The following is a 23,550-nucleotide window of genomic DNA, read 5'->3' as shown; positions in this document are numbered from 1 at the left end:
CAGGCGTGGGCGCCCGTGAGCTGCTCGCAGGCGTCGGAGGCCATGAACGTGTCCGCCACGTAGCGCTCGAGGCGGCCGATGGCCACGGGCTCGCCCTTCTTGCCCAGGATGCACGAGCCCTCGCACTGGGTCTCCTGCGGGCAGACCCGGCCGCACACGGCGGGGAGCGAGGTGGTTTCGCGCCGCACCCGGTAGGCGCCCTCCAGGTCGTTCTCCACCACCTTGGCGATGAAGCCGGGGATGTCGATCTCCACCGGGCAGCCCTTGCGGCACAGGGGCTTCTTGCACTGGATGCAGCGCCTGGCCTCGGCGAGGGCCAGTTCCGGCGTGTAGCCCAGGGTCACCTCGGAGAAGTTGCGCACGCGCTCTCCGGCCGGCTGCTCCGGCATGGGCGTGCGGGGGACGGCCTTGCCTCTCTTCTTCTCAGCGGGAGCATGTGCAGACATGGTCCCTCCTGAAGGCGTCGTAGGACATTTGCTCCATGGCCTTGAAGGCCTTGAGCCTGCTGGAGAGCTCATTGAAATCAACGAGCTGGCCGTCGAACTCGGGGCCGTCCACGCAGGCGAACTTGGTCTTGCCGCCCACGCTCACGCGGCAGGCCCCGCACATGCCGATGCCGTCCACCATGATGGAGTTGAGGCTCACGGTGGTGGGCGTGCCGAAGGGCTTGGTGGTGCGGGCCACGGCGGCCATCATGGGCACGGGGCCCACGGCCACCACCTCGCCCACGGTCGGGTCGGCCTTGAGGCGCTCCTCCAGGAGTTCCGTGACCAGGCCCTTGCGCCCGTAGGAGCCGTCGTCCGTGGAGACGAGCACCTCGGGGCAGAAGCGCTTGAGTTCCTGCTCGAAGAGCAGCAGGTCCTTGGTGCGCGCGCCGATGATGGCGATGACGTGGTTTCCGGCCATGTGGTGCCCCTTGGCGATGTGGTGCATGGCCGCGATGCCCGTGCCGCCGCCCACGCAGATCACGGGGCCGTTCAATTTGTGGATGTCGGTGTCCTTGCCCAGGGGGCCGCACAGGTCCAGTATCTCGTCGCCCTCCGTGAGGGTTTCGAGGTGGGCCGTGGTCTTGCCCAGGACGAGGTAGACGATGGTGATGGTTCCGGCCTTGGCGTCCGTGTCCGCGATGGTGAGCGGGATGCGCTCGCCGTTTTCGCACACTCGGAGGATGACGAAATTTCCCGGCCTGGCTTTTGCCGCGATGTGCGGGGCGTCCAGGACCAGCTCGCTGGTCTGGCCGGGGATGAGGCTTCTTTTCTTGATGATCCTGCTAGGCATGTCACCCTCCCTGAACATGGTGACGCTAGAGGGTCTCCGGTGACTCCGGGTCGTTCCGCCCCTAATTCCTCCTAAAATAGGAGGAATTTCCGATTTACTCCACGCGTTCGCCTGACGGCACTTCCCCATCTGCGCCATCGGAATCGCTCCTCCGGCGGTCCTGGACAGGGATGGTGTTGGCGGCGCGGGGGGGCGTCCTCCCAAACGCGTCCCCCGCGCGCACCCGGCGGCTTGAAACCCGGTCAGCTGTTCCCCGACGGCGATACGTGCCTGCCAGCCAGCCTCGGAGGATGGGGTTCAAGCCTTCCCGCGGGGGGGCGACGTCTCGCCCGCCCGCGGGAAGACCGGTCCGCCGGGTTGGCGGAGGCGGACCGGTCCCCGTATCCGGCTAGCCCGCCAAGGCAGCCTCCAGGTTGGGCGTGGTGTAGAGCTCCCCGTCGTGGCAATCGTTGATCACCAGGAGCGGGAAGTTCTCCACGGTCAGCTCGCGGATGGCCTCGGGGCCCAGGTCGTCGTAGGCGATGACCTTGGCTCCCTTGATGGCCTGGGACAGAAGCGCGCCCGCGCCGCCGGTGGCGCCGAAGTAGGCGGCCTTGTGCTTGATCATTGCGTCGCGCACCTCGCGGGAGCGGCGGCCCTTGCCGATGGTGCCCTTGAGCCCCAGGCCGTGCAGGCGGGGGGCGTAGGTGTCCATGCGGTAGGACGTGGTGGGCCCGGCAGAGCCGATGGGGCGTCCCGGAGGCGCGGGGCTCGGCCCCACGTAGTAGATGAGCGCGCCCTTGAGGTCGAAGGGCAGGGGGTCGCCCTTGTCCAGGGTGTCCACCAGGCGCTTGTGCGCGGCGTCGCGGCCCGTGTAGATGGTGCCGGTGATGTACACCACGTCGCCGGACTTCAGCTTCTCGATGTCGGCATCGGTCAGCGGGGTCTTCAGATGATGTTCGGCCATTAGAGCACCACCTCCTTGTGCCTGGCGGAGTGGCACTGGATGTTCACGGCCAGGGGCAGGCTGGCCAGGTGACAGGGGGCCACGGCGATCTTCACGGCCAGGCAGGTGTTCTTGCCGCCCAGGCCCATGGGCCCGACGTTCAGCTTGTTGATGGCGGCCAGCACCTCTTCCTCCAGCTTGGCCACCTCGGGATCGGCGTGCTTGTCGTCGAGTTCGCGCAGGAGCGCCTTCTTGGAGTTGATGGCCGCCAGCTCGAAGTTGCCGCCTATGCCCACGCCCACCAGGATCGGGGGGCAGGGGTTGGGGCCGGCCTCGGCCACGCGGTTGATGATGAACTCGCGCAGGCCCTTCCATCCGGCCGCCGGGGGGAACATCATCACGCGGCTCATGTTCTCCGAGCCGCCGCCCTTGGCCATCATCCATATCTTGATCTTGTCGCCGGGGACGAGGTCGAAGTGGATGATCGCGGGGCCGTTGTCGCCGGTGTTCTTGCGGGTGAAGGGGTCGCAGGAGGATTTACGCAGGTAGCCTTCCTGGTAGCCCTTGACCATGCCCTCGTTGATGGCCTGGCGGATGCCCATGCCCTCGACGCGGGCCTCCTCGCCCATCTCCACGAAGAACACGGCGAGGCCGCAGTCCTGGCAGAGGGGCAGGCCGGTGTCCTTGGACATCTCGGCGTTCTCGATCAGCTGGCGGAAGACTTCCTTGGCCGCCGGGTTTTCTTCCTCTTCCTGGCCTTTCCTGAAGGAGGCCATCACGTCCTCGGGCAGTTCGCGGTTGGCGGAGATGCACATCTCCGCAACCTTGTCGATGACCGTCTGCGCTGGAATCGTACGCATCGCTTCTCCCTTTTTCGGGGGCCGGGGAGGGGGGAGTTCCCCCTCCCCAGTCCGGGGATTAATCCCCGCCGGACCCCGGGGGTGGTGTGTTCTCCCCCGGTTCCCCCTTGGTTCATGGCTTTCGGACGGGCGTCCCGTTGGCAGTGGTGAGACCCGTGAAGCCTGGTGAAGCCTGGGCTACAACTTGATGTCCTTCCTCAGGAAGCTGGGCAGGATGTTGTTGACGGCGGCGAAGGCCATCTTCTTGCGCAGCTTGCCGAGCACGTCCTGCAGGGGCAGGTACTTGGGGCAGACGTCCTGGCAGGCCAAGAGGCCCATGCAGCCGAAGATGCCCTCGTCGGTGCCGATGATGTCGAAGTACTCCTTCTCGGTGCGCTCGTCGCGGGGGTCCAGCATGAAGCGGGCCACGCGGTTCAGCGTGGTGGCGCCCAGGAAGTCCTCGCGCATGAGCGCCGTGCCGCAGGCGGCCACGCAGCAGCCGCACTCCACGCAGCGGTCGAGCTCGTAGATGGCCTCGGCCACGGCGTTGTCCATGCGCTCTTCCTGCGCGGCCGGGTCGAAGACCTTCTTGGTGTGGCACCAGGACTCGATCTTCTTGTACATGGCCCTGAACCAGGTGCCCGTGTCCACGGAGAGGTCGCCCATCAGCTTGAAGATCGGCAGGGGCATGAGCGTGATCTCTTCGGGCAGGTCCTTGGTCTTGGTGTGGCAGGCCAGGCCCGGGCGGCCGTTGATGACCATGCCGCACGCGCCGCAGATGCCCGCGCGGCAGCTGAAGTCGAACTGCAGCGAGGGGTCCTGCTCTTCGCGCAGGCGGTTCAGCACGATGAAGAGCGTCATGGATTCGGTCTCGTCGATCGTGTAGGCCTGCATGTGCGGGACCGAGTTGGGGTCCTGCGGATTGTACCGGAATATGTTGAATTTCAGCATTCTGGCCATTTCGTATGCTCCTCTTCCCTAGGCCTTCTTGTTCTTGGGCGTCGCCTCGGGCGCGGGCTCAAGGGGGATGATCTTGCCGCCGCCGTAGCCGCGCTCGCCAGGGGGAATCTCGAACACCTTGGTGGCGGGCTCGTAGTTGAGGGTCGGCACCACGTCATCGGGTTTGGCCCAGGTGGCCAGGGTGCGGTTCAGCCAGTCGCGGTCGTTGCGCTCGGGGAAGTCCTCGCGGGTGTGCGCTCCGCGCGATTCGGTGCGGTTCAGGGCGGCGAAGCACACGCACTGGGCGAGCTTGACCTGGCCCTCGATCTTGAGCGCCAGGGAGAGCTCCTGGTTGGCGCCCAGGCCGTTGGACTTGAGCCCCACCTTGCGCGCGCGGGCCAGGATCTCGGTGAGCTTGTCCACGCTCTCCTGGAGGTCCGTGCCGTTGCGGAAGATGCCCGCGCCCTTCATGATGGTGTCGAACATGGCGTTGCGCACGCCGTAGACGTTCTCGCGTCCGTTGGACCCGTGGATGAGCGCCTTGATGCGGTCTTCCTGCTTGCGGTAGGCGTCGCGCATGCACTCGGTCTTGAAGGTGGTCTCGGTGCCGGAGAGGAACTCCACCACCGTGCCGCCCACGTGCATGCCGGCCACCACGGTCTCGGCCAGGGAGGTGCCGCCCAGGCGGTTGAAGCCGTGCATGTCCCAGCAGGCGGCCTCGCCTGCGGAGAACAGGCCCTTCAGGCCGTAGGCCGCGCCGTCGGAGTTGGTGCGCACGCCGGCCATGGAGTAGTGCTGGGTGGGGCGCACGGGGATGAGCTGGTGCACCGGGTCCACGCCGAGAAACGACTGGCAGATCTCGTCCACCTCGCGCAGCTTGGTGCGGATGTGGTGCTCGCCCAGGTGCCTGATGTCGAGCCAGAGGTGGTCGCCGTAAGGGGAGGGCACGCCGAGGCCCTTTCGCATGTGTTCGGTCATGCGGCGGGAGACCACGTCGCGGGAGGCCAGCTCGGCCTTTTCCGGCTCGTAGTCGGGCATGAAGCGGTATTCATTCTTGTCGAGGAGCGTGCCGCCGTCGCCGCGGCAGCCTTCGGTGACCAGGATGTCCGTGGGCACGATGCCGGTCGGGTGGAACTGCACGGCCTCCATGTTGCCAAGGGGCACCACGCCGGTGTCGAGCGCGGTGATCAGGCCGCCGCCGTCGCAGATCACGGCGTTGGTGGACTCGCGGTAGATGCGGCCGAAGCCGCCGGTGGCGACGAGCGTGGCCCGGGCCAGGTAGGCGGTGAGTTCGCCGGTCTTCAGGCAGCGGGCGATGGCCCCCATGCAGACGGCGCCGTCGTGGATCAGCGCGATGGCCTCGACCTTGTCCACGACGGAGACGCCCATCTGGGCGGCTCTGTTATCCAGGGTATAAAGGACGCAATGTCCCGTCCCATCGGAAGTGTAGCAGGTGCGCCACTTGGCCGTGCCGCCGAAGTTGCGCGAGTGGATGAGCCCCTCATTTTCGGGCTTCTCGAAGGCGGTGAAGGGCTTGCCGCCCTTGTAGTAGGTCTGCTCGCCGGGCACGACGCGGTTCCAGGGCACGCCCCAGAAAGCCATCTGGCGCATGGCGACGGGCGCGGCGTCGACGAACAGGCGGGCGACCTCCTGGTCGCAGCCCCAGTCCGAGCCCTTGACGGTGTCGGCGAAGTGGACGTCGGGGGAATCCCCCTCGCCCATGGCCGAGTTGCCGAGCGCCGCCTGCATGCCGCCCTGGGCGGCGGAGGAGTGGGAGCGGCGGGCCGGGACGATGGACAGGCAGATGACGGAGAACCCGTTGTCCGCCGCCTCGATGGCCACGCGTTCGCCGGCCAGGCCGGCGCCAACGCACAGCAGATCGGTTTGAATGATGTTCATGGTCTGGCGTCCTTATTTGAGCGGCAGGAAGTAGTAGCGCAAAAGCGACAGCAGGCCGATGGCGATGAAGATCCCGGTGAGCAGGTTCTCCTTCTTCTTGATGACCCAGCGGCCCGGGCGGTCGAGGAAGCCCCATTTGACCAGGATGCGGTAGAAGCCGATGCCCACGTGCAGTTCGACCATGGGCAGAAGGAACAGGTAGAAGACGAACCAGAAGCCGGTCTGGATGCGGGCGGCGGACTTCTCGGCGGTGATGGGCAGGTTGGTCAGCACCACCCACATGTGGATGCCGCCCATGATGAGGATGCCCATGGCCGTGGTCGCCTGGATCACCCACAGCCAGGTGTCGGTGTGGCGCATGCGCTTGGCGTTGGCGAGCATGAGGCGCTGCTGGCCGGTGGCGAAGGGAATCTTGCGCGCGGCCAGGACGAAGTGGAGCAGGAAGGCCAGGAAGATCAGCGGACCGCCGACCTGGGCCATGTAGGTGACTTCGAAGAACCAGGCCAGGGCGTTCATGACCCCGGGCCCGAGCAGGATGCTCGAGACCAGGATCAGGTGGCACCACATGAACAGGATGAGCGCAGCGCCGGTCAGCATCTGCAGCCAGTCGAAGTAGGCAGAGAGCTTGCCGACGGGCAGGCCCTCGTGGGTCGCCGTGCTGGGTACGGACATCGTTTCCCCTCCGTCCGGTTAGGGTTTGGTGGTGGCGGCGACAGTAGCAGTTTCCGCGGACTCTTCAAGAATCAACATGTCTTCGGGATCGTCGGCGTATTCGTCGTCGCTGCCGGCGAGCACCGCGGCGAGCTTGCGCTCGTCCAGGGCGTTTTCCCACTTGGCCACGACGATGGTGGCGATGCCGTTGCCGATCAGGTTGGTGATGGCCCGGGCCTCGGACATGAAGCGGTCGACGCCGAGCAGCAAGGTCAGCGAGGCCACGGGGATCGTGCCCACGGTCTGGAGCGTGGCGGCCAGCGTGATGAAGCCGCCGCCCGTGACCGCGGCCGCGCCCTTGGAGGTCAAAAGCAGGATGAAGAGCAGGTAGAGCTGGTGGGAGATGTCGAGCGGCGTGTTGGTGGCCTGGGCCAGGAACACGGCGGCCATGGTCAGATAGATGCAGGTGCCGTCCAGGTTGAAGGAATAGCCCATGGGCAGGCACAGGCCGACCACGGACTTGTCCGCGCCGGCGTTTTCCAGCTTGGCCATCATGCGGGGAAGCGCCGCCTCGGACGAGGATGTGCCGAGCACAAGGAGAATCTCCTCCTTGATGTAGCAGAGGTAGCGCCACAGGGAGAACTTGGCCATCCGACAGACCACGGCCAGGACCACGAAGATGAAGATGATGCAGGTCGTGTACACGCCGAGCATGAGGTACAAGAGCTTGAACAGGGCCTCGGTGCCCTGGGAGGCCACGACGTAAGCCATGGCTCCGAACGCGCCGAAGGGGGCGAAGTACATGATGTAATGGACGACCTTGAAGAGTCCCTTGGAAAATTCGTCGATGATCCTGACGAAGGTCTTGGCTTTCTCGCCGAGCTGGGCCAGGGCGACGCCGAAGAGGATGGAGAAGAAGAGCACCTGGAGGATTTCGCCCTTGGCGAAGGCGTCGACCACGGAAGTCGGCACGATGTTCATGAGGAAGTCCACGGTGGACATCTTCTTGGCCTTGCCGGCGAAGTCCTCGACCTTGGCGATTTCCTTCTGGTTGGCCTGCATCTTGGCGGCGTAGTCGTCCATGCCCGCGCCGGGCTTGTAGAGGTTGACGACGACCAGGCCGATGGCCAGGGCGAAAAGGGTCATGGTCCAGAAGTAGAGCATGCATTTGATGCCCACGCGGCCGACCTTGCCCATGTCCCCCATCTTGGCGATGCCGGTGACCACGGTGCAGAAGATGATGGGGGCGATGATCATCTTGACCATGCGGATGAACGCCGTGCCGAAGGGCTGCATGCTTTCGGCGAAGCCCTTGCTGGCCGGAACGAGCCCCAGGACGATGCCGGCGACGATGCCGAAGATGACCCAGAAATACAGGGACTTGTAGATGGCTTTGTGGCCGCTCATGGGTGATGCTCCTTGCTCGGGGCCCTGCGGTCGGCACGGCCGCGGGGTCGGTTTGCGCCCTGTCGGGCGTTGCCGCTTGCGCCCGTCCGCCGCCGCCGTCGGCGCGTCCGTATGGCGCGTTCGCTCAGGCCAGGCGAGCCTGATCGCGTCGCAGGTCATATGGCAATGATCGTGCCAGAATTGCCGTTTTGTCACGATTTTTATAATATGTAATATCAATATGTTAGATGAAATAATCGCGCCAATCGAAGAAATATGTGGCATAGCTGTGTGGCGTTAGCGCCACACGTGGGGCGTAAGACTGTGGCATGCGCCACAGGTGCGGGCAGGGAAAATGTCCTCGGGCGATTCAGCCGACGTCCAGGCGGTCCATGTTGCGGTATAGGGTGCGCCGGTCCACGCCGAGCAGGCGCGCCGCCAGGGAACGGTTGCCGTCCGCTTCGGCCAGGGCGGCGGCCACGGCCTCCCGGGTCAGGCCGCCCCGGCGCGGCGGCGGCGGCGTTTCGGCCAGCCGGCGCGGCGCGGGAGAGCGCAGTTCGGGCGGCAGATGGCCGGGCTCGATCTCCCCTTCCCGGCACAGCACGCAGGCGTGCTCCATGGCGTATTTGAGCTCGCGCACGTTGCCCGGCCAGGGATAGGCCATGAGCACGCCCATGACCTCCTCGGACAGCCGCGAGATGGTCTTGCCGAAGCTGGCCGCGAACTGGCGCATGAAGTGCTCGGCCAGAAGCGGAATGTCCTCGGTCCGGTCGCGAAGCGGCGGCAGCCGCACCTCCACCACCTTGAGCCGGTAGTAGAGGTCGGCCCGGAAAAGTCCGGCCCGGATGCGCGCCGGCAGGTCCACGTTGGTGGCGGCGATGACGCGCACGTCGGCCTTGCGCGTCTTGGCCTCGCCCACCCGCTCGAATTCCTTGCTCTCGAGCACCCGCAAAAGCCCCAGCTGGAGCCGGGGCGAGATGTCGCCGATCTCGTCGAGAAAGATCGCGCCGCCTTGGGCCGCCTCGAACCGGCCGACCTTGTCGCGGATGGCCCCGGTGAAGGCCCCGCGCACGTGGCCGAAAAGCTCGCTGCCGAGAAGCTCGTCGGAGAGCGCCGAGCAGTTGACCTTGACCAGCGGCTTGCGCGAGCGCGCCCCGCCATAGTGGATGGCCTCGGCGGCCAGTTCCTTGCCCGTGCCGGATTCGCCCGTGACCAGCACGGTGGTGTCCACGTCGGCCAGCTGGTCGAGCACGGTGTAGATGTCGCGCATGGCCTTGGACTTGCCGATCATGCCCCGGTGGCCGTGCAGGTCGGTGAGCCGCTTTTCCAGGTCGGCCAGGCGGGTGATGTCGCGGATGATGAGCACCGCGCCGTCGAATTCCCCGGACTCGCCGGTCAGGGGCATGGAGTTGATGACCACCACCCGGCCGGGGTTTTGCCCCTTGCACTCCACCCGGTACTCGATGACCGGCTTCTGGGTGGAAAGGGTTTCGCGAAGCGCCGCGAAGCAGCCCCGGCGGCACGACCCGGCCACCACCTGCTGCCCGCCCGGCCCGGTCTTGATGTCGCCGACGAAGCACACGTCGTGCAGGGCCCGGTTGGTGCGGATCACCCGCATGCGCGTGTCCACCACCACGATGGCGTCGGGGATGGCGCGAAACACGGCCTCGAGGTTGAGGCGCAGCGACTCCTTCTCGGCCAGGAGCGCCCGCATGCCGGCCTCGGCCCGCACCCGCTCGGTCACGTCCTGGACCATGGGCATGAGGTAGAGGGGCCTGCCGGCCACGTCGCGGATCAGCCGCACCGACAGGTGCACCCAGACGATGCCGCCGTCGCCGCGCACGTAGCGCTTCTCGATCTCGTAGCGGTCGAATTCGCCGGCGAGCAGACGCTCGGCCCAGGCGATGGTCTCGGGCACGTCCTCGGGGTGGGTGACCTCGAGCATGGACTTTTCCAGCAGTTCGCTCTGGGCGTAGCCGGTGATGCGGGCCAGGGCGTCGTTGACGCGCAGGAAGCGGTAGTCGAGCGACAGGATGCTCGCGCCGATGGGCGACTGGTCGAAGGTGCGGCGAAACTTCTCCTCGGATTCGCGCAGCACGTCCTCGGCCCGTTTGCGGTCCGTCACGTCGCGCACGATCCACACCCCGTGGTTGGGGCCGCCCTTGTGGGGAAAGCCGCTGGCCGAGACCTCCAGGGGGAAGCGCGTCCCGTCCGGCCGCAGGCCCGTCAGTTCGCCGCGGAAGCGGCCCGTGGCGGCCAGCGTCCCCAGGGCCAGGTCGAGGGCGCCGTCGGCGTCGTGGATGACGCCGGAAAGCCCGGCCAGGGCCAGCTCGGCCTCGGCCAGACCGAAGATGCGCTCGGTCTCGGGGTTGGCCGTGAGCACTTCCCCGTCCGCGCCGCACAGGATGACGCCGTCGATGCTGCCCGTGACGATGGAGCGGTAGCGTTCCAGGATGTCGTTGTAGGCCTCCTCGGCCCGCTTGCGGGCCGTGATGTCGATGTTGAGTCCCTCGATGTAGCGCACCGCGCCCCGCTCGTCGCGCACCACCCGGGCGGCCTGGGAGATCCACTTGATGCCGCCGTCCTTGCGGTAGAACCGCGTCTCCAGGCCCGTGACTTGGCCGTCGCGGGCCAGGCCCTCCAGGAGCTTGTCCCGGTCGGCCGGGTCCACGTAGAGCTCCGAGCGCAGGTCGGTCAGCGCCGTGGTCATGTCCCCGGGGCTCTCGTAGCCGAGGATGCGGGCCAGGGCCGGGTTGACGTCCAGGAAGCGGCCCTCGGGGCTCGACTGGAAGATGCCTTCCACGGCGTTGGTGAAAAAGCCCTCGTACTTGTCGAGGTCGCGCACGAGCCGGGTCAGGTCGGCCAGGCTGAAGACGTAGAGGGGGTCGCCGCCCAGGCGCAGGGGGCGTTTGGACAGCAGAAACCAGCGCGGCGCGCCGTTTCTGTCGTCGCGGCGCACGAGCCGGCCCTGGCCGGCCGGCGGCGTGTGGATGGACTCCGACAGGCCCAGGGCGCGCCAGTGGGGGGCGGCCTCGCCGGACAGGTCCAGGCCGAGCAGGCGACGGGCCTCGATGTCGGCCTCGACGACGATGCCGTCGTCGCCGACCAGGACCACGCCGACGGTCACCGGATCGTGGTTGGCCATGGCCGGACTCTGGGCGCGCCGTGGGGCGCGCGGGCATGTCGGATGGACGGCATGGGCGACGGACCGCTTCTTCTGTGATGACGCCGGCGTGTCCCCAGGGGCGGGGCTAGCGGAGCACCACGGTGGAGATGGAGTTTTTCGGCGAGCCCGAGACGATCTTGCGGCTGACGGCCAGGTAGATGAGGGCCTTGCGCTTCTCGTCGAAAAAGCGCGTGACCTGGGTGTCCTTGAACAGCACCGAGGTGCCTTCGGAGAAGACTTTCTTCTTCTTGGGGAACTTGTCCGGCAGGTTCACGGCGCAGGTCTGGCGGCAGTCGAGGGAGAATTCCGACGGGTCCTCGGCCAGCCCCACCGCGCCGGAGATGCCGCCGGTGCGGGCCTGGCTCATGTAGCAGGTCACGCAGGGCACTTCCGGGTCGTCGAAGGCGTTGACGCAGACCTTGTGGTTGGCCCCGAGGAGCTTCCACTCGGTGGTGACGCAGTCGATCTCCTCGGCCGCGGCCGGCGCGGCGGCAAGGGCCGTGAGGACGAGCAGGGCGAAAAGCGGGCGAAGGGCTTTGGGACGCATGGAAACCTCGCGAAAGGGTTGAGGGGACGATCGCCCGTCACCCTACGCCAAAAGCCCCCGCCCCGCCAGAAAAAGCCGGCCGCGTCCCTTTTCAATCCCGGCGAAGCCGGATACCCTGGCGACGCACCATGCCAGCGGAGAGGACCCCAATGATACGCAAACGCGCCTTCGACGCCTTGCGCACCGACGTCGTCACGGTCGATGCCGGGGAGGAACTGAACGCCGTGGCCGACAAGCTGCGGAATCACCTGGAGAAAAGCCCGGACATGGACGCCGTGGCCGTCATGCGGCGGGGGCGGTTTCTGGGCGTGATCAGCCTGCGCACGCTGCTGGGGGACTTAAACGACTGCGCCCTGGAGGCGAGCCTGCGCACGAGCCTCGGCGACGACGACTTCGAGGACACCTACCGCGATGCCTGCCGCCACTGCATGGGCAGGAAGGCCGGCGAGGCGGCCCGGCGCGACATCCCGCGCGTGGCCCCGTCCGATCCCCTGCACCTGGTGCTCGACGCCATGATCAAGGCCGACAGCCGCTTCGCCGCCGTGCTCGAGGGCGAGCGCCTGCTCGGCTTCGTGCCCCTGGGCGAGATCTTCCGCGAACTGCGCCGCGAGTGCTCCCCCGAGGGCTGAGCCGGACCCGTCCCGGCGCGCCGCCGCCGGAAGGGCGCGGGAAAAGTGGAACGCCGGTGGGAAGCCGACCCTATTTTCCCCCAGCCAGCAGGCCGACCAGCCGCTTGACCATGTCGGCCGGGTAGCGCCGGGATTCCTCCAGGAGCTTCTTGCCCGCCGCGAGGGTGTCCAGGGCCGGGGCGTAGATGCGCTTGGTGGTCATGGCGCAGTAGGAATCCACCAGGCCGCACAAAAGCCCTGTCTCCGAAATGCTCCCCATGCCGAGCTTCTGCGGATAGCCCGAGCCGTCCAGGCGTTCGTGGTGCTCGGACACGCACCGCTCCATCTCCGGAAACTTGAGGTCCAGCCGCGAGAGCATCTCGTAGCCGGCCATGGTATGGCCGCGGATCTTCTGCATCTCGTCGGGCAAAAGCGGCTTGGTCTTGTCGCGCACCAGCGCCGGCACCCGGGTCATGCCCAGGTCGTGGAGCAACAGGCCGAGCACGGTGCGATCCAGGGTGGTCCGGGCGGTGCGCCCCTCCCGGAAGTTCTCGGACTGGCCGGCCAAAAACAGGTGCAGGCCGAACAGGGCGCAGTTGACGGCGTGATTGGCCAGGGTATGGACGCCGTGCTGCCGTCGGGCCAGGGCCCTGGACCGGTGGAAGTCCTCCCAGACGTACTGCGTCAGCACCAGCGCGTCCTCGCGCACCTTGTCGTAGACCAGGCGCACGGGCTGGTCGAAGAACTCCTCCATGCGGCGCGTCAGCGCGATCTGGAAGATGTCCGCGATCTCGGATTCCGTAAGGTGCTTGTCCAGGAGCACCAGGTCGAGCTGGTAGCTGATGTGCTTGACGTAGATGGAGTGGTCCTCGCGCGAAACGAAGATCACGCCCTCGGTGACAAGGTCCGCCAACTCCTGCGCCTGCTCCTTGGAGAGCCGGTCGCCGACCTTGTAGTAGGGCGCGATCCGGCTGACGTTTTCCAGGAAACGGTAGATGTTGAGCGGTGGACGAAACTTGCTGAAACTGTGCAGGATGTCCGGATTGATCTGGTAGTATTCCTCTTCCAGACCCGCCGGGATGTCCATCGTCGGCCTGTCGCGCATGCTGCCCTTCCGTGGGGGCTTCCCCTTCGTCAACGTTCGCGTCGCACTCCATGCAACGCCGCCTGATGCGGATGCATCGCCAGCAACTCTTTCCCCCTACAAGACTTGGAAGCGCTCTGGCAAGGCTTGTCCGGAAAAACGGCGCTGCCAGGCCCTTGGCCGCCGTCGCCGGGCACGCCCGCCGGCCGCTTGCTGCGCTATGACCGGTTTTTTATTTTTTATCCAGTGTTTTCGAGAGGTTTTTCCCCTGGCCAGGGGGAGGGACGGGGCGAAAACGTCAAGATGTGCAGGTCGGGTGGTTTCTTCTTGACACCCCTGGCCTATTGATGGAGAGAATGTGGGAAAAGGTGGTAAGAAGTGGTGAACCGCCACGGCGAGGGAACGTGTTTCGAGGCCATTCCTACCGCAGCCTGGACCCCAAGGGTCGCCTGATGCTGCCCCCCGAATACCGGGAGGAGGTCCTCTCTCGCGTCGCCGACGGCCGGATCATGCTCACCAACAACTTCGACGGCGCGGTCACCGGCTACCCCATGGACGTGTGGGAGCAGGTGGAGGCCAGCTTCGCCGAGGGCAACAAGCTCGACCCGCGCATCCGGGACCTGGAGCGCTTCCTGATCTCGGGGGCCATGGAGGTGACGCTGGACAAGCAGGGGCGCATCCTGGTGCCGCCGTACCTGCGGACCTACGCGCAGCTGGACAAGGACCTCGTGCTGGCGGGGGTGGGCGAGAAGTTCGAGATCTGGAACCAGGCCAAGTTCGAGGAGCGGCGGAGGCAGGTGGGACTGCGCATCGACGCCGACCTGGCGGCCCTGGCCGACCTTGGCGTCAAGATCAGGCTCTAGGCCCGCGACATGCTGCCCGGTCCCGTCCATGTGCCGGTCCTGCTCGAAGAGGTCGTGAAATACCTGGCCATACGGCCGGGGATGAAAATTTTGGACGCCACCACGGGGCTTGGCGGGCATTCTAGGGGGATGCTCGAAGCGGCCGGGGGCGATGCCTGGCTGCTCGGCCTGGACAGGGACAGGGAGGCCCTGGCCGTGGCCGAACGGCGCTTGGAGGCATACGGCGACCGGGTGCGCCTTGCGCGCACGCCGTTTCGCCGGTTCCCGGCGGCCCTGGCGGAGGCGGGGTGGGAGAAGGTCGACGCCGCACTGGTGGACGCGGGGGTGTCCTCCTTGCAGCTCGACGACCCGGAGCGCGGTTTCGGGTTCACGCACGACGGCCCCCTGGACATGCGCATGGGGGCCGAGGACGGCGGCGAGAGCGCCGAAGGGCTGGTCAATCTGGCGTCCTTCGCCAGGCTGCGGGACCTCATCCGGGAGTACGGCGAGGACCCGCAGGCCGGCCGCATCGCGCGGGCCATCGTCGCCGCCCGGGAAAAGGCCGCCATAACCACCACCGCCCATCTGGCCGAGGTGGTGGCGGCGGCCTACCCGGCCAAGTGGCGGGCCACGGCCAGGCAGCATCCGGCCACCCGGACGTTTCAGGCCCTGCGCATGGCGGTCAATGACGAGCTTGGGGAGTTGAAGGAGTTTCTGCGGGCCATTCCCGACTATCTCGCCCCCGGGGGGCGGGTGGCCGTGATCTCCTTCCATTCCCTCGAGGACAGGCTGGTGAAGCGCTCCTTCCGCGAGGAGGCCACGGATTGCGTGTGTCCGCGCGAGCAGGTCGTGTGCGTGTGCGGACACCGGGCGCGCTACCGCATCCTCACCAAAAAGCCCGTCATGGCCGGCGAGGAGGAAGTGGCGGCCAATTCGCGGTCGCGCAGCGCCAAGCTGCGCGCGGCCGAGCGGCTGCCGGACGCCTGAGGGACCTTTTCGCGCCCCTGGCGCGACGAGGCACGGAGCGAGGAGGGGAGATGGGCACGCTTTCGCGGGAATGGGCGATATCCATGGCGTTCAGCCTGGTCTTGCTGCTGGTCTTCGGTCTGGGGCTCGTCTGGCTCAACATCGAGCGGGTGGACCTGGCCTACGAACTCAACAAGATGCAGCGTCAGATCGACGAGGTGGAAGCCCTGGCGGCCAAGCTCGAGGTGGAGCGCAACACGCTCATCACCCCGGCCAGGCTTCGCGAGGTGGCGCGCGACTACGGCCTCGGCCCGGCCCGGCCGGGCCAGATCCGCCGCGTGGCGGCAAGCGGCGAGATCGAGACCTCGCCCCTGGTCGCCGGCGTGGAGGATGCCCGCCAGAACCAGAAGGGCCAGCCCGAGGCGCAGCCGGCCCAGAAAAGTCCGGCCAGGGCCAAGGACAAGCCCCGGGTCAAGCCCGCCGGCACGCCGTAAGGATCGCGGGGAATGGGCATGCGCGCGCAATCGGCCGATCGCCAGCAACAGACCGTCCGGGACTGGAGCCGGGTCAAGCTCACCAGCGTGGGCGTTTTCTTCTGTCTGGCCTGGCTGGCCTTGTGGACCAGGGCGGGCTACCTCCAGATCGTGGCCGGGCCGGAGCTGGCGGAAAAGGCCATCAGGCAGCACCTGGCCTCGGAGGTGGACAAGGGCGCCCGGGGCGAGATCTACGACCGGGGCGGCCGGCTTCTGGCCAAGAGCGTCGAATGCGAGGCGCTTTTCGTGCGGCCCAAGGAGATCACGGAACCGGAGAAGACCGCCGCCACGCTGGCCAAACTTTTGCGCATGAAGGAGCAGCGGGTGCTCAAAAAGCTCCAGTCCGGCTCCTCCATGGTCTATCTCGCCTGGCGCGTGGGCGACCGCACCGCCGCCCGCATCCGTGAAGCCGGTCTTCCCGGCGTTTATTTCAGCAAGGAATTCGCAAGGTTTTACCCCAACGGCCATCTCGCCAGCCAGCTCATGGGCTTCGTCGGCGTCGGCGACGTGGGCCTGGAAGGCATGGAAAAGGCCTTCGACGCCCGCCTCACCGGCCGCCAGGCCAAGTACGTGGTCCAGCGCGACGCCTCGGGCCGCCGCTTCTTCTTCGACTCCCAGGGCCGGGAGCTGGGCGACATCAACGGCAAGGGCGTGCGCCTGACCATCGACTCCCAGATCCAGTTCTTCGCCGAGGAGGAGTTGGAAAAGGCCGTCACGGCCAACAACGCCAAGGCCGGCACGGCCATCGTGGTCCACGTGCCCACGGGCGAGATTCTGGCCATGGCCAACTACCCCTTCTTCAACCCCAACGTGGGCCGGGGCATAAGCCCGCGCATCGCCCGCAACCACGCCGCCCTGGACGTGTTCGAGCCCGGCTCCACCATGAAGCCCCTGCTCGTGGCCGCCGCCCTCCAGGAGCGCGTGGTCAAGCCCACGACCACCTTCAATTGCGAAAACGGCAAGTTCAGCTTCGCCAACCGCGTCATCAAGGACACCCACTCCTACGGCGTTTTGCCCGTGAACATGATCGTGCGGGTCTCAAGCAACATCGGCGCGGCCAAGATCGGCCTCCAGCTCGGCTCGCCCCGTTTGCACGCCTATTTCGAGAAGCTCGGCTTCGGCCGGCCCACGGGGCTTCCCATCTCCGGCGAGGGCAAGGGCCTTTTGCGGCCGCTCAAGAACTGGTCGCCCCTGGACCTGGCCACCCAGTCCTTCGGCCAGGGCGTGGCCGTCACTCCGGTCCAGCTGGCCCAGGCCTTCCTCGTCCTGGCCAACGACGGCGTGTACAAGCCGCTGCGGCTCGTGGCCGATCCCGAGGGGACCACGCCCCAGCGCGCCCCCTACCGGGTCTTCGACGCCGACGTGGCCCGCACCGTGCAGCGCATGATGCGCGAGGTGGTCAACGAGGAGCACGGCACCGGCCGCTCGGCCCGCATCCCGGGCCTGGAGATCGGCGGCAAGACCGGCACCGCCCAGAAGGCCGGCGCCCACGGCGGCTACGGCAACAAGTACCTCGGCTCCTTCGTGTCCTTCGTGCCGGCCGTTTCGCCGGAGTACATCGTCATGGTCATGGTTGACGAACCCGAGCCGAGCCACTACGGCGGGGTCGTCGCCGCGCCGGCGGTGCGGGAGATGACCCTGCGCACCCTGTCCTACCTCGGCCGCATGCCCGAGACGGTCCAGGCCGCCGCCGCACCCGAGGCCGGCGGCGCGCCCGCCCCGGCCGCGTCCCAGGCCGCCGCGCCGGCCGCCCCGGCCAAGGGGCCGTCCAGCGCGGACAAGGAGATCATGGAGATCGCCCAGTCCACGCCCGCCGAGGTCAAGTCCGTGGAGGTCCGCTCGGTGCCCAACTTCGCCGGCATGCCTCTGCGCAAGGCCGTGGAGATCCTCATGCAGAAGGGCATCGTGCCGCGCCTGGAAGGCCAGGGGCTCATCGTCAACAAGCAGAGCCCGGCCCCGGGCGCGCCCTGGCCCGGCGAGGACAAGAACGAATTCGTGCTGTGGCTTTCCCGGCCCTCCTGAGACGGCGAGGAGAACATGACGCAACAGGATCCCATGACGGCGTTCGCCGCCCTTTTGGAAACGGTGCGGGCCGGCGGCGTGCCCGTGGCCGCGCATTCGGCCAAGGTGCTGCCCGGCGGCGTGTTCGTGGCCATGGCCGGAAACGCCGCCGACGGGGCCGGGTTCGTGCCCGACGCCGTGGCGCGCGGCGCGGCCTGGGTGGTGGGTCTGCCCGGCACGTCCCTGCCGGCGGGCGCGCCGGTCCGGTTCGTGCCCGTGGACGATCCCCGCGTCGCCCTGGGGGTCCTGGCCGGGGCGCGCCACGGCACCGACCGCATGGCCATGCCCGTGGTCGCCGTCACCGGCACCAACGGCAAGACCACCGTCAGCTACCTCCTCGAACGCCTGGGCGCGGCCGCCGGCAGGAAGGTCGGCGTGCTCGGCACCGTGGCCTACCGTTGGCCGGGCTTTTCACGCGACGCGTCGCTCACCACCCCGGACTGCCTGACCATCCACGAGAGCCTGGCCGCCATGGCCCGGGCCGGCTGCGACCTGGCCGTGATGGAGGCCTCGTCCCACGCCCTGGACCAGGACCGGCTCTCCGGCCTCGCCTTCGCCGCCGCCGCCTTCACCAACCTGACCCAGGACCATCTGGACTACCACCGCGACATGGAGACCTATTTCGCGGCCAAGGCCAAGCTCTTCCGCGACTACCTGCCCGATCCGGCCACGGCCGTGCTCAATTTCGACGATCCCTTCGGCCTGCGCCTCCTGCGCGAATTCCCCACGGCCGTCGGCTACGGCCTGACCAGGCCGCCCCACGGGTTTTCGCGCCTGCTGGCCGGCGGCATCCGCGAACACGGCCGCGAGGGGCTGCTCGTTGGCGCGAGCTTCGGCGAGGAGGCCTACGAGGTGGCCTCGCCCATGCCCGGCCGCCACAACGCCAGCAACCTCCTGGCCGCCATGGGTCTGGCCCTGGTCCTGGGGCTGCCGGCCGAGGCCTTCGCCAGCCTGGCCGATTTCCACGGCGCGCCGGGCCGCCTGGAGCGCATTCCCAACCCGGCCGGCCTGACCGTGCTGGTCGATTACGCCCACACGCCCGACGCCCTGGAAAACGTGCTTTCCGCCGCCCGGGAATTCACGCCCGGCCGGCTCTACGCCGTCTTCGGCTGCGGCGGCGACCGCGACCGGACCAAGCGGCCGCGCATGGCCGCCGCCGTGGCCAAGTGGGCCGACGTGGCCGTGCTGACCTCCGACAATCCCCGCCACGAGGAGCCGCTTTCCATCATGGCGGACGCCAAGCCCGGCCTGGCCGGGGCGCGGCGGGCCATCCTCGAGCCGGACCGGCGGCGGGCCATCGCCCTGGCGCTTGACGAGATGCGGCCCGAGGACGTGCTGGTCATCGCCGGCAAGGGACACGAAACCTATCAGCAGATCGGCGACGTGAAGTACCCGTTCTCCGACGCCGCCGTGGTCAGGGAGCTTACCGGATGCGCATGACCCTGTCCGACATCCTCGCGGCCACCGGAGCCGTCGGCGACATGGGCGACCGGGGCAACCCGGTCATCGAGGCCGTGCGCATCGACAGCCGGGCGGTGCTCCCCGGCTGCCTGTTCGTGTGCGTGCCCGGGGCGCGCCTGGACGGCCACAATTTCGCCGCCGAGGCCGTAGCCAAGGGCGCGGCCGCCGTGCTGGCCGACCGGCCCCTGTCCGGGCTGCCCGAGGGCACGCCGGTGCTGCTCGTGCGCGACACCGTCGCCGCCCTCGGCAAGCTGGCCAAGGCCTGGCGCGAGCGCGCCGGGGCCCGGCTCGTGGCCGTTTCCGGCTCGGCCGGCAAGACCACGGTCAAGGAGCTTTGCGCCGCCATCCTCTCGCGGCTCGGGCCCACGGCGAAAAACTACAAGAATTACAACAACCGCATCGGCCTGCCCCTGTCCATGCTCGAGGCCTCGGCCGAGGACCGCTTCTGGGTCATGGAGCTCGGCATCTCCGCTCCGGGCGAGATGGACCCCCTGGCCGCCATCGCCGAGCCGGACATCGCCGTGATCCACAACGTCGGCCCGGCCCACCTGGAGGCCCTGGGCGACGTGGCCGGCGTGGCCGCCGAGAAGACCCGGTTGTTCGCCGCGCTGCGCCCCGGCGGCGTGGCCCTGGCCTCCATGGACTATCCCGAGTTGTGGGAGGCGGCGCTGGCCGTTTGCCCGCGCGTGCGCGGCATGTCCGTCAAGGGCCAGGGCAAGGCCCACGCCGCGCCCTACCGGGCCAAGTATCTGGGCGCGCTCTCCGAGGGCCGGGGACGGTTTTTCCTCAAGCTCGGCGAGCTGGAGCTCGAGGTCGTGACCCCCCTGACCGGCGGGCACTTCGCCGAGAACATCCTGGCCGCCGCCGCCGCCGCCCACATCCTGGGCGCGGGGGAAAAGCACATCGCCGCCGGCCTGGAAACGGCCGTCATGCCCGAGCAGCGCTTCTTCTGCCGCCGCCAGGGCTGCTTCACGCTCATCGACGACACCTACAACGCCAACCCCCTGTCCATGCGCCGGGCCATCGCCGCCGCCGCCGAGGCGGCCAGGGACAAGCCGCTGGTCTTGGTCCTCGGCGAGATGCGCGAGATGGGGGCCCACGCCGCCGTCGAGCACGCCCGCCTGGGCGAGGTCGCCGGGGCCAGCGGGGCCAGGGCCGTCTTCTACCACGGCGCCCACGCCGAGGCCGTGGCCGAGGGCCTGACCCGGGCGGGATTTTCCGGCCGCTACGCCGTGGTCGACACCCCGGACGGCTTCGTCGAGGCCGCCGCCTCCCTGGGACTGACCTGCGGCGTGGCGCTTTTCAAAGGCTCGCGCTCCATGCGCATGGAGGAATACCTGGCCGCCTTCGCCCAGAGCCTCCAAAAGGATTCCAAGGCATGATCTATTATCTGCTGGTGCCGCTCGCGGCCCACCTGAGCGCGCTCAACGTCTTCCGGTACATCACGTTCCGGTCGATCGCGGCGCTTCTCACCGCCTTGGTCCTGTCCATCGTCTTCGGGCCGCGGTTTATCCGCTGGCTCACGCGCCTCAAGTACGGCCAGTATATCCACGAGGACGTGGCCGCCCACCAGCGCAAGGCCGGCACCCCGACCATGGGCGGCCTGCTCATCGCCTTCTGCATCCTCGTCAGCGTCCTTCTCTGGGGCGATCTGGCCAACGAATACGTCTGGATGACCATCTTCGTGTACCTGGGCTTCGGGGCGCTGGGGTTCGTGGACGACCACGCCAAGGTGGTGAAGAAGCAAAACAAGGGCCTCTCGGCCAAGGGCAAGCTCCTGGGCCAGCTCCTCGTCTCGGGCGTGGCCGCCGCCCTGCTTCTGGCGGACCCGGAATACTCCACCCGCCTGGCCGTGCCCTTTTTCAAGCACATCAACCCGGACCTCGGCTGGGCCTATTTTCCCTTCGCCATGCTGGTCATGATAGCGGCCAGCAACGCCGTGAACCTGACCGACGGCCTGGACGGCCTGGCCATCGGCCCCATGATCGTCAACGCCGCCATGTTCGCGCTGTTCATCTACGTGGCCGGCCACGCCCAGATGGCCCGCTACCTGCAAGTCATGCCCGTCTCCGGCGTGGGCGAGGTCACGGTCTTTTGCGGGGCCATGGTCGGGGCCGGGCTCGGCTTCCTGTGGTTCAACGCCTACCCGGCCCAGATCTTCATGGGCGACGTGGGCTCGCTGTCGCTCGGCGGCGCGCTCGGCTTCATCGCGCTTCTGTGCAAGCAGGAGCTGCTTCTTATCGTCGTCGGCGGCCTGTACGTGGCCGAGACCGTCTCGGTCATCCTCCAGGTGGGCTACTTCAAGATGACCGGCGGCAAGCGGATCTTCCGCATGGCCCCGCTGCACCACCACTTCGAGCTCATGGGCGTGCCGGAATCGAAGATCATCATCCGGTTCTGGATTCTTTCCATCCTTCTTGCCCTGGTGGGGCTGTCCACCCTCAAACTGCGCTAGGCGGCCGTCATGTCCGACATGCTCCATTCCGATCAGCTCCGAGGCCACCAGGTCGTGGTCGTCGGGGCCGGCGCGTCCGGACGCGCGGCAGCGAGGCTTCTTACGCGCCTGGGCGCGTCCGTGCGCTTCCTGGAGAAAAACGCCAAGGGCGTTTCCGACGATTTCCGCGAGGAGGCCGGGCAGGGCGGCTACGACCTGCGCCTGGGCGCGCACGGCCCGGCCGACTTCGCCGGCGCGGACATGGTCGTTCTCTCGCCCGGCATCCGGGCCGCCGGGCTTGCCGACTGCCTGGCCGCCTGCCCCGGGGCGCAGGTGCTCTCCGAGCTGGAACTGGCCTCCTGGTTCGTGGCCGAGCCCATGGTCGCGGTCACGGGCTCCAACGGCAAGACCACCACGGTCATGCTCATAAGCCACCTGCTGGAGGCGGCGGGGAACAAGGTCTTCACCGGCGGCAACATCGGCACGCCGCTTTCCGAATACGTCCTTTCCGGCGACACGGCCGACGTGGTGGTGCTCGAGGTCTCGAGCTTCCAGCTCCAGCTCACCCGCACCTTCCGCCCCCGGGTGGCCGTGCTGCTCAACTTCGCCCCCAACCACCTGGACTGGCACGAGAACCTCGAGGAATACTTCGAGGCCAAGCTGCGCATCTTCGCCGCCCAGCGCCCGGGGGACCTGGCCATCGTGCCCGAGGAGCTGCGCGCCGCCCTGGCCGGGCGCGACTTCACCAAGGCCGAGGTCGCCTGGTTCTCGGCCTCGGACCGCTTCACCTGCCGGCGCCTCATCGGCGCGCACAACCGCCAGGACATGGAAGCCGCCTTCCTCGCCGCCGCGCCCTTCGGCGTGACCGAGGAGACGGCCAAGGCGGCCTTCGACACCTTCGTGCCCGCGCCCCATCGCCTGCAGGTCATCGGCGAGAAGGGCGGGGTGCTTTTCGTGGACGATTCCAAAGCCACCACGGTCGCCGCCATGGAGGCGGCCATCCGCAGCTTCGACCGCCCGGTGCGTCTGCTTGCCGGCGGCGTGTTCAAGGGCGGCGACCTGGCCGCGCTTTTGCCCCTTCTTCGCGAGCGCGTGGCCGCGGTCGCCCTTTTCGGGGCCAGCCGCGAGGTCTTCGAGGCGGCCTGGGCCGGCCAGGTGCCCCTTTTCCACGAACCCACCCTCGAGGCGGCCATGACGCGGCTTTTCGCCGACGCCCGGCCCGGCGACGTGGTCCTTCTTTCCCCGGCCACGGCCAGCTTCGACCTCTACGACGGCTACAAGGCCCGGGGCCGGGACTTCCAGCGGGTGTTCGCCGGTCTGCCCATGAACAGGGACGCGGAGGCGGGAGAAAAGGCATGAGCACGGTGCGCGTGCCCACGGCGGAAAGCAAGCTGCCCGGTCGCTTCGACCTGTGGCTCCTCGGCGCGGCCTTGATGCTGGCGGGCCTTGGCCTGGTCATGGTCTTTTCCTCGAGCGGCGTCATGGCCGAGCGCCTAAACGGCAACCGCTACTATTTCTTCCAGCGCCAAGCCCTGTTCGCCCTGGTCAGCGTCGGGCTCATGGCGATTTGTGCCTACATGCCGCGCAAGGTGCTGCACGGTCCGGTCTACCTTTGGCTCTTCGCCATCATCGGCCTGCTCATGCTTACCCTCGTGCCGCCCTTTTCCGTCAAGGCCGGCGGCGCGCGGCGCTGGATGCACCTGGGCCCGGCCACGTTGCAGCCCATGGAGCTGGCCAAGGTGGTGCTGGTCATGTACCTCGCCTACTTTTTCAGCCAGAAGCAGAAGCTCGTCCGTTCGTTTTCCGTGGGATTCATCCCGCCGGTCATGGTCACGGGCTTTCTCGGGCTCATCCTGCTGCTCCAGCCGGATTTCGGCGGCGCGGACTTTCTCGGCATGCTCTTTTTCCTCATGAGCCTCGTCGGCGGCACG

Annotated in this window: 20 protein-coding genes and 1 pseudogene; 10 read left to right on the top strand and 11 right to left on the bottom strand. The window is 67.9% G+C overall.

All coding sequences use genetic code 11. From position 1 onward, the window contains the following. The 10 genes and pseudogenes from Q1K70_RS18965 to Q1K70_RS18920 all read right to left on the bottom strand — a co-directional run. Positions 1–446: pseudogene (locus tag Q1K70_RS18965) on the bottom strand (dihydropyrimidine dehydrogenase); the annotation flags it as partial. Next, positions 424–1,278: a sulfide/dihydroorotate dehydrogenase-like FAD/NAD-binding protein gene (locus Q1K70_RS18960; RefSeq protein ID WP_300163158.1), complete on the bottom strand. Its 855-nt coding sequence runs from the start codon at positions 1,276–1,278 to the stop codon at positions 424–426. The pseudogene Q1K70_RS18965 and the gene Q1K70_RS18960, both read right to left, overlap by 23 nt. 388 nt (positions 1,279–1,666) lie before the next feature. Further along, entirely contained in the window at positions 1,667–2,224 is a 558-nt protein-coding gene (locus Q1K70_RS18955; protein ID WP_300163155.1) for a Fe-S-containing hydro-lyase, read from the bottom strand. Further along, on the bottom strand, positions 2,224–3,063 hold the full coding sequence (locus tag Q1K70_RS18950; RefSeq protein ID WP_300163152.1) for a fumarate hydratase: 840 nt from the start codon (positions 3,061–3,063) through the stop codon (positions 2,224–2,226). Before Q1K70_RS18950 ends, Q1K70_RS18955 begins: the two co-directional genes overlap by 1 nt. 177 nt (positions 3,064–3,240) lie before the next feature. After that, positions 3,241–4,002: a fumarate reductase iron-sulfur subunit gene (locus Q1K70_RS18945; protein ID WP_300163149.1), complete on the bottom strand. Its 762-nt coding sequence runs from the start codon at positions 4,000–4,002 to the stop codon at positions 3,241–3,243. 18 nt (positions 4,003–4,020) lie between these two features. Next, positions 4,021–5,880: a fumarate reductase flavoprotein subunit gene (locus tag Q1K70_RS18940; RefSeq protein WP_300163146.1), complete on the bottom strand. Its 1,860-nt coding sequence runs from the start codon at positions 5,878–5,880 to the stop codon at positions 4,021–4,023. Positions 5,881–5,892: 12 nt separating this feature from the next. Then, complete coding sequence (locus Q1K70_RS18935; RefSeq protein ID WP_300163143.1) at positions 5,893–6,552, bottom strand: succinate dehydrogenase/fumarate reductase cytochrome b subunit; 660 nt, start codon at positions 6,550–6,552, stop codon at positions 5,893–5,895. Positions 6,553–6,570: 18 nt separating this feature from the next. Then, a complete protein-coding gene (dctA, locus tag Q1K70_RS18930) occupies positions 6,571–7,938 on the bottom strand; it encodes a C4-dicarboxylate transporter DctA (protein ID WP_300163140.1) in 1,368 nt (455 codons plus the stop codon). A 349-nt stretch (positions 7,939–8,287) separates the two neighbouring features. Next, complete coding sequence (locus Q1K70_RS18925) at positions 8,288–11,062, bottom strand: PAS domain S-box protein (protein ID WP_300163137.1); 2,775 nt, start codon at positions 11,060–11,062, stop codon at positions 8,288–8,290. 106 nt (positions 11,063–11,168) lie between these two features. Then, positions 11,169–11,630, bottom strand: coding sequence for a CreA family protein (locus Q1K70_RS18920; RefSeq protein ID WP_300163135.1), 462 nt, complete (start codon positions 11,628–11,630; stop codon positions 11,169–11,171). Positions 11,631–11,779: 149 nt separating this feature from the next. On the opposite strand from Q1K70_RS18920, the gene Q1K70_RS18915 reads away from it, so the two are divergent. Beyond that, on the top strand, positions 11,780–12,259 hold the full coding sequence (locus tag Q1K70_RS18915) for a CBS domain-containing protein (protein WP_300163133.1): 480 nt from the start codon (positions 11,780–11,782) through the stop codon (positions 12,257–12,259). Between the two features lie 70 nt (positions 12,260–12,329). Here the strand turns inward: Q1K70_RS18915 and Q1K70_RS18910 are convergent, their stop codons facing one another. Then, the gene (locus tag Q1K70_RS18910) at positions 12,330–13,343 is read right to left on the bottom strand and encodes an HD domain-containing phosphohydrolase (RefSeq protein WP_300163130.1); all 1,014 of its coding nucleotides are present in this window, start codon (positions 13,341–13,343) and stop codon (positions 12,330–12,332) included. Positions 13,344–13,726: 383 nt separating this feature from the next. On the opposite strand from Q1K70_RS18910, the gene mraZ reads away from it, so the two are divergent. From mraZ to Q1K70_RS18865, 9 genes are all read left to right on the top strand, one after another. Further along, positions 13,727–14,185, top strand: coding sequence for a division/cell wall cluster transcriptional repressor MraZ (mraZ, locus tag Q1K70_RS18905; protein WP_300163127.1), 459 nt, complete (start codon positions 13,727–13,729; stop codon positions 14,183–14,185). A 9-nt stretch (positions 14,186–14,194) separates the two neighbouring features. Next, complete coding sequence (gene rsmH, locus Q1K70_RS18900) at positions 14,195–15,151, top strand: 16S rRNA (cytosine(1402)-N(4))-methyltransferase RsmH (RefSeq protein WP_300163124.1); 957 nt, start codon at positions 14,195–14,197, stop codon at positions 15,149–15,151. A gap of 50 nt (positions 15,152–15,201) precedes the next feature. Beyond that, positions 15,202–15,624 carry a hypothetical protein gene (locus tag Q1K70_RS18895; RefSeq protein ID WP_300163121.1) on the top strand — a complete coding sequence of 141 codons (423 nt, stop codon included), beginning with the start codon at positions 15,202–15,204 and terminating at the stop codon, positions 15,622–15,624. Positions 15,625–15,642: 18 nt separating this feature from the next. Continuing rightward, on the top strand, positions 15,643–17,685 hold the full coding sequence (locus Q1K70_RS18890; RefSeq protein ID WP_300163118.1) for a penicillin-binding transpeptidase domain-containing protein: 2,043 nt from the start codon (positions 15,643–15,645) through the stop codon (positions 17,683–17,685). Between the two features lie 15 nt (positions 17,686–17,700). Continuing rightward, positions 17,701–19,164, top strand: coding sequence for a UDP-N-acetylmuramoyl-L-alanyl-D-glutamate--2,6-diaminopimelate ligase (locus Q1K70_RS18885; RefSeq protein WP_300163115.1), 1,464 nt, complete (start codon positions 17,701–17,703; stop codon positions 19,162–19,164). Next, positions 19,155–20,567 (top strand): UDP-N-acetylmuramoyl-tripeptide--D-alanyl-D-alanine ligase, encoded by a 1,413-nt coding sequence (gene murF / locus Q1K70_RS18880; protein ID WP_300163112.1) that lies wholly within the window; start codon positions 19,155–19,157, stop codon positions 20,565–20,567. Before Q1K70_RS18885 ends, murF begins: the two co-directional genes overlap by 10 nt. Continuing rightward, positions 20,564–21,640, top strand: a complete 1,077-nt coding sequence (mraY, locus tag Q1K70_RS18875; protein ID WP_300163084.1) for a phospho-N-acetylmuramoyl-pentapeptide-transferase — start codon at positions 20,564–20,566, stop codon at positions 21,638–21,640. The genes murF and mraY overlap by 4 nt, the downstream gene beginning before the upstream one ends. A gap of 9 nt (positions 21,641–21,649) precedes the next feature. Next, positions 21,650–22,978 (top strand): UDP-N-acetylmuramoyl-L-alanine--D-glutamate ligase, encoded by a 1,329-nt coding sequence (murD, locus tag Q1K70_RS18870; protein WP_300163081.1) that lies wholly within the window; start codon positions 21,650–21,652, stop codon positions 22,976–22,978. Next, positions 22,975–23,550, top strand: a 576-nt coding sequence (locus tag Q1K70_RS18865) for an FtsW/RodA/SpoVE family cell cycle protein (protein WP_300163078.1), incomplete at its 3' end; no start/stop codon positions are given. The genes murD and Q1K70_RS18865, both read left to right, overlap by 4 nt.

It is taken from the genome of Solidesulfovibrio sp., assembly GCF_029978005.1.
Lineage (GTDB): Bacteria > Desulfobacterota > Desulfovibrionia > Desulfovibrionales > Desulfovibrionaceae > Solidesulfovibrio.
The sequence above is the reverse complement of the archived record's forward strand: the minus strand, read 5'-3'. Positions and strand labels throughout refer to the sequence as shown.

Excerpts from the sequence above, each read along its gene's own strand:
- Q1K70_RS18920 (WP_300163135.1), bottom strand. The coding sequence starts at position 11,630 with ATGCGTCCCAAAGCCCTTCGCCCGCTTTTCGCCCTGCTCGTCCTCACG.
- Q1K70_RS18935 (WP_300163143.1), bottom strand. The coding sequence starts at position 6,552 with ATGTCCGTACCCAGCACGGCGACCCACGAGGGCCTGCCCGTCGGCAAG.
- murF (WP_300163112.1), top strand. The coding sequence starts at position 19,155 with ATGCGCATGACCCTGTCCGACATCCTCGCGGCCACCGGAGCCGTCGGC.
- Q1K70_RS18890 (WP_300163118.1), top strand. The coding sequence starts at position 15,643 with ATGCGCGCGCAATCGGCCGATCGCCAGCAACAGACCGTCCGGGACTGG.
- Q1K70_RS18910 (WP_300163130.1), bottom strand. The coding sequence starts at position 13,343 with ATGCGCGACAGGCCGACGATGGACATCCCGGCGGGTCTGGAAGAGGAA.
- Q1K70_RS18960 (WP_300163158.1), bottom strand. The coding sequence starts at position 1,278 with ATGCCTAGCAGGATCATCAAGAAAAGAAGCCTCATCCCCGGCCAGACC.
- Q1K70_RS18955 (WP_300163155.1), bottom strand. The coding sequence starts at position 2,224 with ATGGCCGAACATCATCTGAAGACCCCGCTGACCGATGCCGACATCGAG.
- dctA (WP_300163140.1), bottom strand. The coding sequence starts at position 7,938 with ATGAGCGGCCACAAAGCCATCTACAAGTCCCTGTATTTCTGGGTCATC.
- mraY (WP_300163084.1), top strand. The coding sequence starts at position 20,564 with ATGATCTATTATCTGCTGGTGCCGCTCGCGGCCCACCTGAGCGCGCTC.
- rsmH (WP_300163124.1), top strand. The coding sequence starts at position 14,195 with ATGCTGCCCGGTCCCGTCCATGTGCCGGTCCTGCTCGAAGAGGTCGTG.
- Q1K70_RS18950 (WP_300163152.1), bottom strand. The coding sequence starts at position 3,063 with ATGCGTACGATTCCAGCGCAGACGGTCATCGACAAGGTTGCGGAGATG.
- Q1K70_RS18885 (WP_300163115.1), top strand. The coding sequence starts at position 17,701 with ATGACGCAACAGGATCCCATGACGGCGTTCGCCGCCCTTTTGGAAACG.
- Q1K70_RS18945 (WP_300163149.1), bottom strand. The coding sequence starts at position 4,002 with ATGGCCAGAATGCTGAAATTCAACATATTCCGGTACAATCCGCAGGAC.
- Q1K70_RS18895 (WP_300163121.1), top strand. The coding sequence starts at position 15,202 with ATGGGCACGCTTTCGCGGGAATGGGCGATATCCATGGCGTTCAGCCTG.
- Q1K70_RS18925 (WP_300163137.1), bottom strand. The coding sequence starts at position 11,062 with ATGGCCAACCACGATCCGGTGACCGTCGGCGTGGTCCTGGTCGGCGAC.
- Q1K70_RS18940 (WP_300163146.1), bottom strand. The coding sequence starts at position 5,880 with ATGAACATCATTCAAACCGATCTGCTGTGCGTTGGCGCCGGCCTGGCC.
- Q1K70_RS18915 (WP_300163133.1), top strand. The coding sequence starts at position 11,780 with ATGATACGCAAACGCGCCTTCGACGCCTTGCGCACCGACGTCGTCACG.
- murD (WP_300163081.1), top strand. The coding sequence starts at position 21,650 with ATGTCCGACATGCTCCATTCCGATCAGCTCCGAGGCCACCAGGTCGTG.